The organism is Massilia sp. CCM 8734, from assembly GCF_011682155.1.
Lineage (GTDB): Bacteria > Pseudomonadota > Gammaproteobacteria > Burkholderiales > Burkholderiaceae_D > Telluria_A > Telluria_A rubra.
Genome location: NZ_WHJI01000007.1, coordinates 154,480 through 171,909 on the forward strand (window position 1 = coordinate 154,480; position 17,430 = coordinate 171,909).

Here is a 17,430-nt window from a genome sequence, read left to right on the forward strand (position 1 = left end):
CAAAGTTGGCGCCTTTTCAGCATACAATGGCAACACCATCGTAAAGGGGTCCCGGCAATGGAGATGTTCACCGTCGATGTCAACGTTGCACAATGGGAGTCCGCGCTGCCCTCGCTGCGCGGCATGGAGCGCTTGCCGGTGCTGCTGCCGCTGGCCTGGCACCTGCGCCAGCGCGACCCGGCGCGCGCCCTCATGCTGGCCGGCGAAGCGCTCTCCCAACTGCCCCTGTCCGACCTGCCGCCGAGCGACTGCGCCAGCCTGGAGGCGCGCATGCACCTGCTGCACGCCGAATGCGAATGGCTCGACGGCGCGCTCGACCTGGCCGGCACCCACGCGCAGGAACTGCTGTCCCACTTCACGCTCCTGAACGACCATGCCGGCTGCGCCGACGCCCACTGGCTGCTGGCCTGGATCGCGGTCGACCGCGGCGACCATGACGGCAGCGACGCAGCCTTCGCCGCGGCCGCCGCCAGCGCCCGCGCCGGCGGCGACGCCTTGCGCTGCGACCTGGCCGAAGCGGCCATCGCACGCTGGGCCGTGCTGCGCGACCCCGGCGCCGCCGTCGCCCGCTGGGGCCAGCGCTTCGACGCCGACAGCGCGCGCCTGCACCCGTCCCTGGCCACCTGGGTCAACGACTTTCATGGCCTGGCCGCCAGCCAGGCGGCGGACTTCGGCGCCGCCGCCGGCCACTACATGCGCTGCTACGAATCGGCCCTCGACACCGGCCAGGTGCGCGCCGCCATCACCGCCGCCACCAACATCGGCGAAGACTTCACCATCCTCAACGACCACCACTCGGCGCTCGAATGGGTCCAGTGCGCGCTCGAACTGGCACGCCCCACCGGCTGGCCGCGCAGCGTCGGCGCCTGCCTGATGCACAGCGCCGACACCTTGCGCCGCCTCGGCCAGCTCGACGCCGCCCACGACATGCTGCAGGAAGCGCTGGTCATCCTGAAACCCCTGGAGAACGCGCGCAGCTACGCCATCGCCCTGCAATACCTGGGCGACCTCTCGCTCGACCAGGGCGACTACGACGGCGCGCTCGACGCCTTTACCCGCCTGGCGGCGCGCGCCGAAGTGCTCGACCAGTCCGACTTTCGCAGCATCGCGCGGCGCGGCCAGGCGCATGCCCTGTCGCACCTGGGCCGCGCGTTTGATGCCATCGCGGTGGCCGCCGACGCCGCCGCCATGGCCGCCGCTCCCGGCTACGCCTACAACCAGATCGCCGCCCTGCGCGTGATGGCGCTGATCCACGCCCAGCACGCGCTGCCGGCGCCGGCGGGCATGGTCGAACCGAATCCGGTGCTGCACTACCTGCAGCAAGCCTTGTCGGTGGCGTCGACCATCGAGGGCTACACCGTGCCGGGCGACCTGTACGACGCCATGGCGCGCGAATACGCGGCCACCGGCGACTACGCGCGCGCCTACGAGGTGGCGCTGGCGGCGTCGGGCTCGCGCGAGAAAACCCACAGCCAGGAAGCGACCAACCGCGCCATCGCCATGCAGGTGCATCACCAGACCGAACACGCGCGCAGCGAGGGTTACCACCATCGCGAGCTGGCCGAATCGGAAGCGCGCCGCGCCGAGGTGTTGCAACGCACCAGCGCCACGCTCGAACGCCTCTCGGCGATCGGCCAGGAGATCACCGCCCACCTCGACGCCGCCGCCGTGTTCCAGGCGCTCGACCGCCACATCCACGGCCTGCTCACGGCCAGCACCTTCGCCATCTACCTGATCGACGCCGCCGGCACGGTGCTCAATCGCGCCTTTGGCGTGGAGCTCGGGCGCGAGCTGCCGAGCCACGCGATTGCCCTGTCCAAGCGCGAAGCCTATTCGGTGCGCTGCCTCGACGAGCGGCGCGAAATCTACATCGAGCACTGGCCCGACGCCGAACACCGCAAGGTGGTGCCGGGCACGATGGTCAATATGAGCGCGCTGTTCGTGCCGCTGACGGTGGGCGAGCGCGCCATCGGCGTGATGACGGTGCAGGCGCCGCAGTCGCACGCCTACGGCGAGAACGAGCGCATGATTTTCCGCACCCTGTGCGCCTACGGCGCGATCGCGCTCGATAACGCCGAAGCCTACCGCCAGTTGCAGGATGCGCAGACGCAGCTGGTGTCGCAGGAAAAGCTGGCCGCCCTCGGCTCGCTCATGGCCGGGGTAGCGCACGAACTCAATACCCCGATCGGCAACAGCCTGCTGATCGCCAGCACCATGCAGGAAAAGACCGCCGAAATCGAAGCCCTGCTCAACGGCACGGGCCTGCGCCGCTCGGAACTGGCCGCCTTCATCACCGACTCGCAAAAAGCATCGGCGCTGGTGCTGCGCGGGCTGACCAGCGCGGCCGACCTGGTCAACAGCTTCAAGCAGGTGGCGGTCGACCGCACCACCGAACAGCGCCGCTTCTTCAACCTGCAGCAGGTGTGCCACGAAATCATCGCCACCATGATGAACCGCATCCGCGCGGTCAACCACAGCATTGCGATGGATGTCTCGGACGCGATCGGGATGGACAGTTATCCGGGGCCGTTCGGCCAGGTGATCACCAACTTCATCAACAACGCCCTGCTGCATGGGTTTGCGCCGGGCCATCGCGGCGTCATGCACCTCAGTGCCGCCATGCCGGCCGAGGGACGGGTGCTGATCGAGTTCCACGACAACGGCGGCGGCATCCCGCCCGAACACCTGGGGCGCATCTTCGATCCGTTTTTCACCACCAAGCTCGGACAAGGCGGCAGCGGGCTGGGACTGTCGATCAGCTACAACATCGTAACCTCCCTGCTGGGCGGACAGATCACGGTGCTCAGCAGCGCGCAGGACGGCACCAGCTTCGTGCTCGACCTGCCGCTGACGGCGCCGGCGCATCCGGAATCGGACGTGCCGAAAATTTATTGACCGGAACTGCGCCGTCACCCGGCGGCGCTGCCGTCTTAAAAAGAGGAAACAGTTGCTTCCGGGATTGATTGAACCTATAGTTGCCGGATGAATAATCCGTATCAATCCCCGTCAAGCGCCACGATGGCGCCCGCCCAGCCGCCAGCCAAGCGACCGCTGTCGGCATGGCTGATGATGCTCGTCCTGGTCGTGATAACGCTCGCCATCGCGTTCGGGGCGGTCAGTACCATCTGGTACCTGATCGCCTTTGGCGACTGGATGAACTTCCGCTTCCTGTTCGACCTCGCGATTCGCCTCGCCATGATCGCGTGTTGCGTCGCTGGGCTGGTCGGCATCGCGCGGCGGCTGCGCTGGGGGCGCTGGCTTGGTTTGTTCCTCATCGCCGCGCTCACGGTCATGATCATCCTCATGCCGGATACGGCGCAGTACGACAATGAAACCCAACGCAGCGGCGGCGCCTTCGGCCGCATGATCCTCGCGCCATTGCTGATGGCCTTATGGGGCTACCGCTTCGGCTTCTCGGCCAAGGCACGCCGCTATTTCGGCAATTGACATGCATAATCCATACCAATCCCCGGCAAGCGTGGCGACGGATACTATCGGGCTGCCGGGCAAGCGTCCGCTCTCCCTATGGCTACTTCTGATCATCGTGGGCGCGATGACGATCGCTGCTGCGGTAGGCACTGCGGCGACGGTCTGGCTCGTGCACTCGTATGGCACCTGGCCGCCGATCGACCTGGTGCTCCATATCGGATGGCGCCTGGCCGCCGTCGCGGCCGGGCTGGGTACGCTGATCGGCATTCTGGGCCGGCGCCAATGGGCTCGCTGGATCGCCGTGCTCGGCATGGCCGCGCTGACCGCCTTGCCGTTTTTGATGCCGGATACGGCGCAGTACGCCGACAATGCCGAACGATTCGGCGCTGTTATTGGCCGCAAGATCGTGGGGCCGGCCCTGATGGCCTGGTGGATTTACGCGTTTGCATTCTCGGGCAAGGCAAAACGCTATTTTGCGGCGCCGGCCAGCGCTGCCCTTGCCCCGAAGTAGTTGCCTCATGTATTGATTGAACTTATAGTGGCCGGATGCACAACCCCTACCATCCCCCGCCCAGCGCCGCGCCCGACGTCCCCGCCGACCTGCCCGGGCGGCCGCTATCGGTCTGGCTGTTCCTGCTGATCATGTGGCCGACGACGCTCGCGCTCGCCATCGGCGCAATCCGCTTCAGCTGGTTCACGCTCGGCGCCATCAACGTCGCCTGGTTCTCCAGCCCTTTTCCCGCGAGCACGAGTTACCGCCTTCTGGGTGGTATCGCCTGGCGCCTCGCCGTGCTGGCGCTGCTGTTCACCACGGTGCTCGGTGCCACCCGCCGCCGCCAATGGGGGCGCTGGCTCGGCATCCTGCTCCTCGGGGCGATGACGGTCGGGGTATTTTTCCTGCCGGAGACAATCCGTCACGCCGGCGACGCCGGATCGCCCCAGGCCTTGCCGATTCCCGTCTCCCTGATGGCGACGCTGGCCGCATGGTGGACCTACGCCTTTGGTTTTTCGCGCAAGGCAAGACGCTACTACCGCACCTGAGACGTCGACAGGCGCGTCAACAAGCGCGTCAGCGCGCCGCGCCGGCCATCTTGAACATGCCCGCCTTGACGTAGACCGTCATCAGCTCGGCGCAGGCGGCCTCGTCGACCCCGTGCAGCGCGGCGATGGCTGCCGGCTCGTCTAACGGGGCTCCGGCTACCTTCTTGTAGTTGCCCATCTCGTCGACCGGCACCCGCACGCAGGCCGGATCCTGCCCGACCTGGCGCATCAGCCAGCAGCGCAGCGGCTCGAGCTGCGCCATGCCGAGCGCCTCCAGCACCAGTGCCTGCGCGCGGCCGCACCAGGGCAGTACTTCCAGCAGCGCCGCCGGCGGGAACTGGCCCAGCTGCTGCGCCAGCGCCGCCATCTGCGCCGGTTCGGCGTCGTCGACAAAGGCGAGGTGGCGCATCAGGTCGGCCCAGTCATTGACGGTGCGCACGCCCAGCTTGCGCTTGCGCGAAGCCACCCACGTCAATACACCGACCAGGGCGTCGGTGCCGGCCAGGTAGCACCATGGCTGCTGCCAGCGGAAAACGGCGGCGCCGCGCCGGTGGATGTCGTAGCAGAGGTCGATCACCTCCTCCGGCGAAAATGCCTTGCTGGCGGCCAGCTCGCGCAGCCGTTGCGGCAAGCGCGCGCGCAGATTGGCGGTCAATGCCTCCAGCCCCGCCTCGCTCTCGGGCGTGGCCAACAGATACCAGGGTTCGAGCAGGGGATGGCGCGCGATCACGGCCTCGGCCTGGGCGCTGTCGATCCAGTCGCGCCGCACGCCTTCGACCAGCAGCGCGCGTACGCGCTGGCACCATTGCGGCCACTCGGCGGTGATATGGAGCGCGCAGGCCCTGGCGCCGGCCCCGCCTTGCGGCGCGAACTCGCCGTCCGCCAGCAGCCATAGCTGGCCGCCGGCGAGCTGCTCGCACAAAGGGCGCAGCCAGGCCAGGCCGCTTGGATGGTCGAGCGCGGGCCACAGGAATTTTTTGATGATGTCCGGATGGTCGCAGCTCAGCGCCGGCGACCAGCCGTCCGGCGCCTGCCGCGTGACCGCCAGCGCGGCGGTGCTGGCCAGCATGCCGATCCGTTCGCTGTCCTGGAACAGGCTGTCCGCGCCCGGATCGCCGATGTGCGGCAGCAGCAGCCGGTCGACAGTGTCGCGCAAGGTACACATCTGCGAGCACACGGGTGTCCCGTTCGTGGTTTCGGAGACCATGCTGCGCGCATGCAGGGCGAACTGGCGCATGCACGCCTTCAGGCCCGTTTCGCCGAACAGCTCGCGCATCGCGCTGACCCAGCCCCGGCCGGCACCGGCGGCAATCAGCGCCGTGCCACGCTGGACGAATACCGGCATGAGCGGCAGCGCGAACTGCTGCACGGCGCTGAAATTGGCGACCCAGTCGCAGTCCGGGCTGGCGGCGGCGAGCGCCACGGCGGGAGGGAAATCGGCAAGCGCGAGTTGGGGCATGATGGGTGCGGGAGCAAGGGTTACACGGCCGAACCGTCGGCGGCGCTGGACCGTGTAGTATAACGGGTTGCCCCCGGCAAATTTTCAAAACCCTTATAATTGATACGCAACCCTACGCCAGGGCCCGGCCGCCTGCGGCTCACGCATTCAATCGTTGTGTCTATGCCTACAAATAAACCGATCAAGCATTTCCTCCAGTTTTCCGACTTCACGCTGGCCGAATTCGAGTACGTGATCGAGCGCGCCAAGATCATCAAGCGCAAGTTCAAGAACTACGAGGTCTACCATCCCCTGATCGACCGCACCCTGGTCATGGTGTTCGAGAAAAACTCGACCCGCACCCGCCTCTCGTTCGAAGCCGGCATGCACCAGCTGGGCGGCGCCGCCATCTACCTGAACACGCGCGACAGCCAGCTCGGTCGCGGCGAACCGGTCGAAGACGCCGGCCAGGTCATGAGCCGCATGTGCGACATCATCATGGTGCGCACCTTCGGCCAAGACATCATCGAGCGCTTCGCCGCCCATTCGCGCGTGCCGGTGATTAACGGCCTGACCAACGAACACCATCCATGCCAGGTGCTGGCCGATATCTTCACCTTCGTCGAACACCGCGGCTCGATCGCCGGCAAGATCGTCACCTGGGTGGGCGACGCCAACAACATGCTGTACTCCTGGCTGCAGGCGGCCGAGGTATTCGGCTTCCACCTGAACGTCGCCACGCCCACAGGCTACGACATCGACCATTCCCTGGTGTCGACCACCCGCTTCACCGTCTTCGACAACCCGTCGGACGCGTGCCGGGGTGCCCACTTGGTCAACACCGATGTGTGGACCAGCATGGGCTACGAGAAGGAAAACGCGGCCCGCCTGGCGGCCTTCGACGGCTACATCGTCGATGGCGCCAAGATGGCGCGCGCCGCGCCCGACGCGCTCTTCATGCACTGCCTGCCGGCCCACCGCGGCGAGGAAGTCGCAGCCGAGGTCATCGACGGAGCGCAGTCGGTGGTCTGGGACGAGGCCGAAAACCGCCTGCACGTGCAGAAAGCGCTGATCGAATACCTGCTGCTCGGCCAGATCGAAGCGCAGTAAAAATACATATAACACCATCGTCAACCCAAGATTGGAATCTCCATGAGCGACATCAAAAAAGTAGTCCTCGCCTATTCGGGCGGACTGGACACCTCGGTCATCCTGAAATGGCTGCAGGATAACTACAAGTGCGAAATCGTCACCTTCACCGCCGACCTGGGCCAGGGCGAAGAACTCGAACCGGCGCGCGCCAAGGCGATCAAGTTCGGCATCAAGCCCGAGAATATCTACATCGACGACGTGCGCGAAGAATTCGTGCGCGACTTCGTGTTCCCGATGTTCCGCGCCAACACCGTGTACGAAGGCGAATACCTGCTGGGCACCTCGATCGCCCGTCCCCTGATCGCCAAGCGCCTCATCGAGATCACGCGCGCCACCGGCGCCGATGCGATTTCGCACGGCGCCACCGGCAAGGGCAACGACCAGGTGCGCTTCGAGCTGGGCGCGTACGCGCTCAAGCCGGACGTCAAGATCATCGCTCCGTGGCGCGAATGGGACTTGCTGTCGCGCGAAAAACTGCTGAAATACGCGGAAGACGCCGGCATCGCCGTCGACATGAAGCACAAGAACGGCGGCGCGCCCTACTCGATGGACGCCAACCTGCTGCACATCTCGTTCGAAGGCCGCCATCTGGAAAACCCGAGCGCCGAAGCCGAGGAAAGCATGTGGCGCTGGACCGTCAGCCCGGAAGCGGCGCCGGACCAGGCCGAGTACCTCGACCTCGAATACGAAAAGGGCGACATCGTGGCCGTCAACGGCGTGCGCATGTCGCCGGCGACCGTGCTGACCGAACTCAATCGCCTGGGCGGCAAGCATGGCATCGGCCGCCTCGACCTGGTCGAGAACCGCTACGTCGGCATGAAGTCGCGCGGCTGCTACGAAACCCCGGGCGGCACCATCATGCTGCGCGGCCACCGCGCCATCGAATCGATCACCCTGGACCGCGAAGTGGCCCACCTGAAGGATGACCTGATGCCGCGCTACGCGTCGATGATCTACAACGGCTACTGGTGGGCGCCCGAGCGCGTCGCGCTGCAGACCCTGATCGACCACACCCAGCAAACGGTCAACGGCTGGGTTCGTATGAAGCTGTACAAGGGCAATGTGATCGTGGTCGCGCGCGATTCAAAGACCGATTCGCTGTTCGACATGAACATCGCGACCTTCGATGAAGATGGCGGTGCGTACAACCAGGCCGACGCCGGCGGCTTCATCAAGCTCAACGCCTTGCGCATGCGCATCGCCGCAGTGGCGCGCGAAAAGCGCGGGCAGTAAGCGTTAGCTAAGACCACCAGCCAGTGACCCGTCGCCCCCCGCGCCTTGGCGCGGGGGACGACGTTTTTGGGCGAATCAAAGGGCCCCGAACAGAAAAAGTTCCCGCCCCCACAGCGAAACGTACCGTGCCATCCCTCAACGATGTTACATTTATAGAGAACAACATCGTACCCGGAGAGCCCCCATGTTTAAAGACCTGAGCATCAAGAACAAGCTGTTTCTGGGCTTCGGCGCCATCGTCGCCATCATCCTGTTCCTGCTGATCCTGGCCTACAACAATTTCTCCAAGATATCCGAAGCAAGCCGCTGGGACCGCCATACCCTGGAAGTGCTGCTGGAAACAAACAAAATCGCCACCAATGTGCTGGAAATCCAGGCCGAAACCCGCGGTTTCCTGCTGACCGGCGAAGAACGCTTCCTGACACCCGACATCAATGAGGAAAAATTCCTCCTGGAGAACATTCGGCGCGCCATTCAGCTCACCGCCGACAACCCGGCCCAGCAGGCGCGCGTGAGGACGCTCGAATCGCTGACCGCCAACTGGCTCAACAACGTGATCCACCCGCTGATCGAACGGCGCCGGGCGATGGGCAAGGCCAGCGACGGGGTGACCGAACAAGTCGTGCGCTCGCCGGAACTGGCCAGCGGCTTCCAGACCGTCAGCCAGGTGCGCAGCCTGATCGACCAGATGACCGACGAGGAAAACGCCTTGTTGAGCGGGCGCACGATCGAATCGGCGCAACTGCAAAAAACCATGTCCCTGCTGCTCAGCGTGGGCGGCGTGCTGTGCGTGGCGCTGGCCTCGGTCGTGGCCTGGATGCTGGCGCGCGCGCTGCTCAATCCCCTTAACAACCTGACCGAAGCGGTCGGCAAGATCGCGGGCGGTCAACAGTCGGCGCGCGCGGCCGTGGTCTCGCGCGATGAACTGGGCAAGGTCACCGAAGAATTCAACCGCATGGCGCAGTCGATCCAGGACAGCCAGGCCAACGAGGCGGCCGCCACGAATGCGCTGCGCGCCAATGTCGACGCCCTGCTCGACGTGGTCTCCAAGGCCGCCATCGGCGACCTGACCGGCACCGTGACGATTACCGGCAGCGACGCCATCGGACGCATGGGCGACGGCCTGAAAACCATGGTCGGCAACCTGCGCATCCTGCTCAACAACGTGCAAAAGGCCGGCATCCAGGTCACCACCTCGGCCACCGAAATCGCCGCCTCGGCCAAGCAGCAGGAAGCGACCGGCATCGAACAGGCCCAGACCAGCATCGAAATCCTCTCGACCACCAAGGAAATCTCGGCCAACACCACCCAACTGCTCAAAACCATGGAAGACGCCACCGCGGTGGCCGACTACACCACCAACGCCACCGCCGACGCCCAGCAAAACCTGAAACGCATGGACAGCACCATGCAGCACATGGTCTCGGCCACCGATTCGATCAACGCCAAGCTGGCCGCGCTGTCCGAAAAGGCCAGCAACATCAACAGTGTCTTGACCACCATCACCAAGGTGGCCGACCAGACCAACATCCTCTCGCTCAACGCCGCGATCGAAGCCGAAAAAGCCGGCGACGCCGGGCGCGGCTTCTCGGTGGTGGCCACCGAAATCCGGCGCCTGGCCGACCAGACCTCGGTGTCGACCTGGGACATCGAGCAGATGCTCAAGGAGATGCAGTCGGCGGTATCGGCCAGCGTGATGGGCATGGACAAGTTCTCCGAAGAGATCCGGCGCAGCGTGGGCGAAGTGCGCCAGGTGGGCGAACAGCTCTCGACCGTGATGGACCAGGTGCAAAAGCTCGCCCCCCAGTTCGACCTGGTGCTGCAGGGGATGCAGTCGCAGGCGGTGGGCGCGTCGCAGATTTCCGACACCATGATGCAACTGAACGACGCCACCCAGCAGACGGTCGAATCGCTCAAGGCCACCAGCGAAGCGGTGCACCAGTTGCAGTACGCCGCCAGCGACCTGCAATCGTCGGTGGCCACCTTCTCGGTCAACGCCTGAGGAGCGGGTCGATGAAAGTGATGGTCTTTCACATCGGCGCCGACCGCTACGCCCTGCCCTTGTGGGCGGTGGCGCGGGTGGTGCCGGCGGCCGCCCTGAAAGCCATTCCGCTCGCTCCCGCCTGGGTGGCCGGCCTGCTCGACCTGCACGGCGAAGCGGTGCCGGTGATCGACCTGTCCAGCCTGGCCGGCGTGGCGCCCGGGCAGCTGTGGTACGACTCGCGCATCATCCTGGTCGATTACCCCACCGGCGAGGGCGCCACGCGCCCGCTCGGCCTGCTGGCCGAACACGTGGTCGGCGTCGACAGCGTCGATGCCGACGCCTTGCTCGACCCCGGCGTGGGCGGCGCGCCTTTTCTGGGCCAGGTGGCCACCAGCGGCACCGGCATGCTGCAACTGGTCAGCCTCGAGCAACTGCTCGCGCCCGACGTGCGCGCGCTGCTGTTCCCGAACGCGGGAGCGGCGTCATGAAAGCGCGCGACCTGCTCCAGCAAGTGACGGGACTGAACCTGACCGAGGCCGTGGTCGGGCGCGCCGTCGAACGGCGCATGCAGGCCATCGCGCTGGCCGACGCGCTGGCCTACGAACGCCTGCTCGCCACCAGCGCGCAAGAATTGTCGGCCCTGACCGAACTGGTGGTGGTGCCGGAATCGTGGATGTTCCGTGATGCCGAAGCGTTTGTCGCGGCCACCGCCTTCATCGTGCGGCGCCTGGACGCCAGCGCCGCGCGAGCGCTGCGCATCCTGTCGGTGCCGTGCGCCGGCGGCGAAGAGCCGTACTCGATGGCCATGTCGCTGCAAAGCGCCGGCGTGGCCAGCGCCGATGTCGCGATCGACGCGGTCGACCTGTCCCAGGTGGCGCTGGCGCGCGCCCGCGCCGGCCGCTACACCCGCAACGCCTTTCGCGGCCGCCACCTCGATTTTCGCGATCGCTTCTTCACGGCGGTCGACGCCGAATACCAGATCTGCGAAGAGATCCGCGCCCAGGTGACGTTCAGCCACGCCAACCTGCTCGACCCGGCCTTTTCCAGCCGGCCCGGCTACTACGACGTCATCTTTTGCCGCAACCTGCTGATCTACTTCGACGACCCCACCGTGGCGGCCGCCATCGCCAGCCTTGCGCGCCTGCTGGCCGACGACGGCATCCTGTTCGCCGGCTACGCCGAAGTGCCGGCGTTCTGCCGCAACGGCTTTGCGGCGCTGCGCGCGCCGGGTGCGTTCGCGCTCGAAAAAACCGGCGCGCACGCGGCCTGGCCGGCGCGCCTGCCGGCACGCCAGCACGTGCGCCCGGCGCGGCCGCTGGTCGCCACGCCGGCGCCGCCGGCCGCCACGGCGCCCGCCACGCGGGGGCTGCGCGTGACGGCCCCGGTTGCGGCGCAGCTGGTCATGCGCACGGCCCCTGCCGACCTGCTGGCGCGCGCGCGCCGCCAGGCCGACCTGGGCGACTTGCAGGGCGCCGCCGCCGCCTGCCGCGAGCTGCTGGCGGCCGATCCCGATTCGGCCGATGCCTATTTCATCCTCGGCATGGTGAGCGAATGCGAACAGAAAATGGACGCCGCCGGCCACTACTGGCGCCGCTGCGTCTATCTGAAGCCGGACCACTACGACGCGCTGTGCCACCTGGCCCTGCTGGCCGAACAAAGCGGCGACCAGGCGCAGGCGAGCGCCTTCAAGCAGCGCGCCGCGCGCATCTACCAGCGCGGTAACGGCAATGGTAACGGCGACACCAGCGACAGCGCGCCACGCAAGGCGCTCCGATGACCAGCGCCCCCGACACCCTGCACGCGCTCGACGACCAGGATTGCTGGAACACGATCGGCGTGGCCGGCGACATGAGCTGCCCCAAGCTCGAACAGCATGTCCACTGCCGCAACTGCGAGGTCTACGCCGGCGCGGCCAGGCGCAGCATGCAACGCCCGGTGGACGCCGCCTACCGCGACGACTGGGCCGCCCTGCTGCGCCAGCCGCAGGCCGCGCGCGCGCAGCACGACAGCTCGGGCCTGGTGTTCCGTCTCGGGCGCGAGTGGCTGATGCTGCCGGCACACATCGTGGCCTCGGTCGCGCCGCTGACCGCCAGCCATTCGCTGCCGCACCGCAGCGGCGGCGGCCTGACCGGCATCGTCAACGTCGGCGGCACGCTGGCGCCGTCCATCGCACTGGCCACCCTGCTCGGCATCGACGAAAACGACGCCCCGCAACAGGGCGGACGCCATGTGTTCGCGCGCCTGCTCGTCATCAATTGGGAAGAGCAGCGTTTCGCCCTGCCGGTGGCCGACCTGCACGGCATCCTGCGCTACGGCGCTGCCAGCGTGGGCGCGCCGGCGGCCACCCTCAACAAGGGCCTGCAGCGCTTCATCACCGGCGTGCTGACCCACGGCGAGATGCGCATCGGCGTGCTCGATGCGCCGCTGATCGGCCACCAACTGAACAGGTTACTGCGATGAGCAGCGGCAGCGGCGACCTCAGTCAATTCTCGATGCTGGACCTGTTCCGCATGGAGGCGGACGGCCAGACCCAGATCCTCACCGACGGCCTGTTGAGCATGGAACGCGGCGGCGGCGACGCTTCGACGACCGAATCCATGATGCGCGCCGCCCATTCGATCAAGGGCGCCGCCGCCATCGTCGGCCTGGACGTCGTGGTGCAGCTGGCGCACGGCATGGAAGACGCCTTCGTCGCCGCCCAGCACGGCCAGTTGCAGCTCACCCCCGCGCGCATCGACGTGCTGCTGGCCGGGGTCGACCTGATCCTGCAGTTTTCGACCCTGGACGAAGCCGCCCTGCCGGCCTGGCTGGAACAGCACGGCGCGCGCATCGGCGCCACCATGAACAGCATCGCCGGCATTGCGCAGATCGTGTCGGCGCCGCCGCCCGACCCGCTTCCGGTCGCGCCGCCGCCGCTGGCGCTGGAACCGCCTGCGCCAGCGCCGGTCGCGCCGCCCGACGAAGCGGCGCCGCATCGGGTCGTGGGCGCGCCCAAGGCGACCCAGAACTTCGACCGCCTGCTGGCGCTGGCCAGCGAGTCGCGCATCAACGCGCACCAGATGCACCCGTTCATCGCGCAGCTGCAGCGCTTCAAGCGCAACCAGGCGAGCCTGTTCCAGGCGCTCGAACAACTGCACGACGCGGTGGTGCGCGGCGGCGACCAGGCCTTGATCGAGCAATCGGCCCTGACCGGCCAGAAGGCCCATCCGCTCAAGCAGTTCATGCTCGAACACATGGCCGACATCGAAAGCTACGAGCGGCGCCTGCTGGGGGTCTCGAAAAACCTGGTGGACGAAGTATTGACCTTGCGCATGCGCCCTTTCCGCGACGGCGTGCAAGCCTTTCCGCGCATGGTGCGCGACCTGGCGCGCAGCCTGGGCAAGGAGGCGCAGCTCGTGATCGAAGGCGAAGACACGCTGGTCGACCGCGACATCCTGGCGCGCATCGAAAGCCCGCTCAACCACATGCTGCGCAATGCCGTCGACCACGGCATGGAAACCCAGGCCGAGCGCATCGCCGCCGGCAAGCCGGCGCTCGGGACCATCGTGCTCGAAGCGCGCCACCGCGCCGGCATGCTCAGTATCGAGATTGCGGACGACGGGCGCGGCGTGGACATCGAGCGCATCCGGCGCCAGGTGGTCGAGCGCAAGATGGCCAGCGCCACGATGGCGGCGGCCATGTCGCAGCCCGAGCTGATTGAATTCCTGTTCCTGCCCGCCTTCAGCCTGAAGGAAACCACCAGCGCCATCTCCGGGCGCGGCGTGGGGCTCGATATCGTGCACCAGACCATCCGCGAACAGAACGGCACGGTGCGCATCGAGTCCGTGCCCGGCGCCGGCTTTCGCACCTTGATCACCCTGCCGCTGACGCAATCGATCGTGCGCGCGCTGGTGGTCGACGTGCAGGGCGAAGCCTACGCGATCCCGATCGTCAAGGTCGAACGCGTGCTCAAGGTGCCGCAAAGCGAGATCCACACGCTCGAGAACAAGCAGTTCTTCGACTTCGGCGGCGAGCACCTCGGCCTGGTGTCGGCGGCGCAGGTGCTGGAACTGGGCCAGATCGGCGCCGGCGCGGGCGAGCTGGCGGTGGTGGTGATCGGCGCGGCCCAGCGCCGCTACGCGCTGGTGGTCGATGCGATCCGCGGCGAACAAAGCCTGGCGGTGCAGGCGCTCGACCCGATCTTCGGCAAGATGCGCGACATCAGCGCCGGCGCCCTGCTCGACGACGGCGCTGCGGTCCTGATCCTGGACGTGCCGGACCTGCTGCTGTCGATCGACAAGCTGCTGCACGAAGGCGGCCTGCACCAGCTGGGCGCGCGCGGCGGCCCCGAAAAACGCAAGGTCAAGCGCATTCTGGTGGTGGACGACTCGCTCACCGTGCGCGAAATGGAACGCAAGCTGCTGCAGGGGCGCGGCTACCAGGTCGACATCGCCATTGACGGCATCGACGGCTGGAACGTGGTGCGCAGCGGCGACTACGACCTGTTAATCACCGACGTCGACATGCCGCGCATGGACGGCATCGAACTCGTTGGCCTGGTCAAGAAGGATATCCATTTGTACAAACTGCCCGTGATGATCGTCTCCTACAAGGACCGTCCCGAAGACCGCGCGCGCGGCATGAGCGCCGGCGCCGACTACTATCTGACCAAGGGCAGCTTCCACGACGAGACCCTGCTCGACGCCGTGTTCGACCTGATCGGCGAGGCCGGCCTATGAAGATCGGGATCGCCAACGACGTCGCCATGGCGGCCGAAGCGCTGCGCCGCGTGGTGGCCAGCACCAGCGAACACCAGGTGGTGTGGATCGCGCGCACCGGCCTGGAAGCGGTGCGCCTGTGCGCCGACAACCGCCCCGACCTGGTCCTGATGGACCTGAACATGCCGCAACTGGACGGGGTCGAAGCGACGCGCCAGATCATGGAAAGAACGCCGTGCGCGATTTTGGTGGTGACCGGCCAGCCGCAGGACAATGTGAGCCAGGTGTTCCGCGCGCTCGGCGCCGGCGCACTCGACGTCACCGCCACGCCGCTGCTGGCGCGCGGTGACGGGGGCGACAGCGCACTGCTGCACAAAATCAAGACCATCGGCAAACTGATCCGCGTGAGCGGCGCCGAAGCCCATCCCGCGCAGTCGCCCGAGCGCGCCGACGCCAGGATCAAGCACCTGCTGGCCATTGGTTCATCGACCGGCGGCCCGATCGCCGTGGCCAAGATCCTGGCCGGCTGGAACCCGGCCCCCGGCACCGCCATCGTGGTGGTCCAGCACATCGACGAAAACTTCGCGGCGCACTTTTCCAAGTGGCTCGGCGAGCAGCTCCTGATGCCGGTGCGCGTGGTCGAGGACGGCGATGCGCTCGAAGCGGGCTGCGTGCAGGTCGCCCGCACCAACGACCACCTGGTCCTGAGCGCGCGCCACCGCCTGCATTACGACGACGTGCCGCGCGATTACGCCTACCGGCCCTCGGTCGACGTGTTTTTCCACTGCGTGGCGCGCTACTGGGAAGGCGACGCGACCGGGGTGCTGCTGACCGGGATGGGGCGCGACGGCGCCGCCGGCCTGCTCGCCATGCGCCAGGCCGGCAAGGCCACCATCGCCCAGGACCAGGCCAGCAGCGCCGTGTACGGCATGCCACGCGCGGCCGCTGAAATCGATGCCGCGCAGCAAATTTTATCGTTAGAAAACATCGGGCGCGCATTGCGCAGTAGAATTGGGTCGAAACTGGCCGGGAATTGAATCTCCACCTTCGCGCCGGCACTACCGAAAAGCTGATTACCGATGTCTGATGTAAACAAACCCTACATGCCGGAGCCGGCCGTTTTCAAGGTGCGGGTCCTGATGGTGGACGACCAGGCGATCATCGTCGAGGCGGTGCGGCGCATGCTGGCCGACCAGGCCGACATCGAATACCACTACGTGCTCGACTCCTCGCTGGCGCTCGAGACGGCCGCACAAATGCAACCGACCCTGATTTTGCAAGACCTGGTCATGCCCGGCATCGACGGCTTCGGCTTGATCGCGCAGTACCGCGAGCACGACAGCCTGCGCCAGGTGCCGGTGATCGTGCTCTCGGCCAAGGAAGACCCCAAGCTCAAGGCGCACAGCTTTGCGGTGGGCGCCAACGACTACATGGTCAAGCTGCCGGACAAGCTGGAACTGCTGGCGCGGGTGCGCTACCACTCGGCGGCGCACACCAGCCGCCTGCAGCGCGACGAAGCGTTCCGCTTCCTGCGCGAGAGCCAGCAAAAACTGGCCGAAGCGAACATCGAACTGCAAAAGCTCGCCGCCCTGGACGGCCTGACCGGGATCGCCAACCGGCGCCGTTTCGACGACGTCATCACGCTCGAATGGCAGCGCGGCCAGCGCGAACAGAAGCCGCTGTCGCTGCTGATGTGCGACATCGACTGCTTCAAGGCCTACAACGATACCTTCGGCCACCTCGCGGGCGACCTGTGCCTGAAAAAAGCGGCGGCCGTGCTGACCGAAAACCTCAAGCGTCCGGCCGACCTGGCGGCGCGCTATGGCGGCGAAGAGTTCGCCATCATCCTGCCCGAAACCAGCCTGGCCGGTGCGCGAGTGGTGGCCGACGCCGTGCGCAGCCACCTCGAAAGGCTGGCGATGGAGCATCCCCAGGCAGCCGGCGGCATCGTCACCATGTCGATCGGCGTGGCCAGCGTGGTGCCCTCGCGCGGCGACAGCCCCGCCAACCTGACCGCGCGCGCCGACAAGGCGCTGTACGCGGCCAAGACGGGCGGGCGCAACCGCGTATGCGTGGCCGAATCCGAGATTCCCCCACCTGAAGAAGGAAGTCCATGAGCATGATTGAAAACGTCGCCGTCAGCAAAAAGTCGAACATCTACTTCGACGGCAAATGCGTCTCGCACACGGTGTTGCTGGCCGATGGCAGCAAAAAAACGGTGGGGGTGATTTTCCCCTCGCAGCTGAGCTTCAACACGGCGGCGCCGGAAGTGATGGAAATCGTGGCCGGCAAATGCCGGGTCAAGCTGGCCGGCAGCGACGCCTGGCAAGACTACGGCGCGGGCGAGCGCTTCAGCGTCGGCGCCAACACGGCGTTCGAGATCGACACGACAGAGACGCTCGACTACGTCTGCCACTTCGGCTGACGATTCAACGGACGCCGCCCGGCGTCCGTCC

At 66.8% G+C, this 17,430-nt stretch carries 15 protein-coding genes; 14 read left to right on the forward strand and 1 reads right to left on the reverse strand.

The window, feature by feature from the left end; genetic code table 11:
* The first annotated feature begins 57 nt into the window (after positions 1-57).
* The 4 genes from F2P46_RS09260 to F2P46_RS09275 all read left to right on the forward strand — a co-directional run bounded on the left by F2P46_RS09260 (position 58) and on the right by F2P46_RS09275 (position 4,470).
* Positions 58-2,895 (forward strand): ATP-binding protein, encoded by a 2,838-nt coding sequence (locus F2P46_RS09260; RefSeq protein WP_166887903.1) that lies wholly within the window; start codon positions 58-60, stop codon positions 2,893-2,895.
* Positions 2,896-3,018: 123 nt separating this feature from the next.
* A complete protein-coding gene (locus F2P46_RS09265; RefSeq protein WP_208296556.1) occupies positions 3,019-3,447 on the forward strand; it encodes a hypothetical protein in 429 nt (142 codons plus the stop codon).
* Between the two features lies 1 nt (position 3,448).
* Entirely contained in the window at positions 3,449-3,940 is a 492-nt protein-coding gene (locus F2P46_RS09270) for a hypothetical protein (protein ID WP_166887909.1), read from the forward strand.
* Positions 3,941-3,975: 35 nt separating this feature from the next.
* Positions 3,976-4,470: a hypothetical protein gene (locus tag F2P46_RS09275; RefSeq protein ID WP_166887912.1), complete on the forward strand. Its 495-nt coding sequence runs from the start codon at positions 3,976-3,978 to the stop codon at positions 4,468-4,470.
* Positions 4,471-4,498: 28 nt separating this feature from the next.
* Here the strand turns inward: F2P46_RS09275 and F2P46_RS09280 are convergent, their stop codons facing one another.
* On the reverse strand, positions 4,499-5,929 hold the full coding sequence (locus tag F2P46_RS09280; RefSeq protein ID WP_166887915.1) for a hypothetical protein: 1,431 nt from the start codon (positions 5,927-5,929) through the stop codon (positions 4,499-4,501).
* 162 nt (positions 5,930-6,091) lie between these two features.
* Here F2P46_RS09280 and argF point away from each other — a divergent pair, with 162 nt between their 5' ends.
* The 10 genes from argF to F2P46_RS09330 all read left to right on the forward strand — a co-directional run bounded on the left by argF (position 6,092) and on the right by F2P46_RS09330 (position 17,399).
* Positions 6,092-7,018, forward strand: coding sequence for an ornithine carbamoyltransferase (argF, locus tag F2P46_RS09285; protein WP_166887917.1), 927 nt, complete (start codon positions 6,092-6,094; stop codon positions 7,016-7,018).
* Positions 7,019-7,060: 42 nt separating this feature from the next.
* Positions 7,061-8,293, forward strand: coding sequence for an argininosuccinate synthase (locus tag F2P46_RS09290; protein ID WP_166887920.1), 1,233 nt, complete (start codon positions 7,061-7,063; stop codon positions 8,291-8,293).
* A 184-nt stretch (positions 8,294-8,477) separates the two neighbouring features.
* Positions 8,478-10,295, forward strand: a complete 1,818-nt coding sequence (locus F2P46_RS09295) for a methyl-accepting chemotaxis protein (RefSeq protein ID WP_166887922.1) — start codon at positions 8,478-8,480, stop codon at positions 10,293-10,295.
* Positions 10,296-10,306: 11 nt separating this feature from the next.
* Entirely contained in the window at positions 10,307-10,765 is a 459-nt protein-coding gene (locus tag F2P46_RS09300) for a chemotaxis protein CheW (protein ID WP_166887925.1), read from the forward strand.
* Positions 10,762-12,054, forward strand: a complete 1,293-nt coding sequence (locus F2P46_RS09305) for a protein-glutamate O-methyltransferase CheR (RefSeq protein ID WP_166887928.1) — start codon at positions 10,762-10,764, stop codon at positions 12,052-12,054. Before F2P46_RS09300 ends, F2P46_RS09305 begins: the two co-directional genes overlap by 4 nt.
* The gene (locus tag F2P46_RS09310) at positions 12,051-12,737 is read left to right on the forward strand and encodes a chemotaxis protein CheW (RefSeq protein ID WP_166887931.1); all 687 of its coding nucleotides are present in this window, start codon (positions 12,051-12,053) and stop codon (positions 12,735-12,737) included. The genes F2P46_RS09305 and F2P46_RS09310 overlap by 4 nt, the downstream gene beginning before the upstream one ends.
* The gene (locus F2P46_RS09315) at positions 12,734-14,995 is read left to right on the forward strand and encodes a hybrid sensor histidine kinase/response regulator (protein ID WP_166887934.1); all 2,262 of its coding nucleotides are present in this window, start codon (positions 12,734-12,736) and stop codon (positions 14,993-14,995) included. Before F2P46_RS09310 ends, F2P46_RS09315 begins: the two co-directional genes overlap by 4 nt.
* Complete coding sequence (gene cheB, locus F2P46_RS09320; RefSeq protein ID WP_166887937.1) at positions 14,992-16,011, forward strand: chemotaxis-specific protein-glutamate methyltransferase CheB; 1,020 nt, start codon at positions 14,992-14,994, stop codon at positions 16,009-16,011. Before F2P46_RS09315 ends, cheB begins: the two co-directional genes overlap by 4 nt.
* Positions 16,012-16,053: 42 nt before the next feature.
* Positions 16,054-17,091, forward strand: coding sequence for a diguanylate cyclase (locus tag F2P46_RS09325; RefSeq protein WP_166887940.1), 1,038 nt, complete (start codon positions 16,054-16,056; stop codon positions 17,089-17,091).
* Positions 17,088-17,399: a pyrimidine/purine nucleoside phosphorylase gene (locus F2P46_RS09330; protein WP_166887943.1), complete on the forward strand. Its 312-nt coding sequence runs from the start codon at positions 17,088-17,090 to the stop codon at positions 17,397-17,399. The genes F2P46_RS09325 and F2P46_RS09330 overlap by 4 nt, the downstream gene beginning before the upstream one ends.
* The last annotated feature ends 31 nt before the right edge of the window (positions 17,400-17,430 follow it).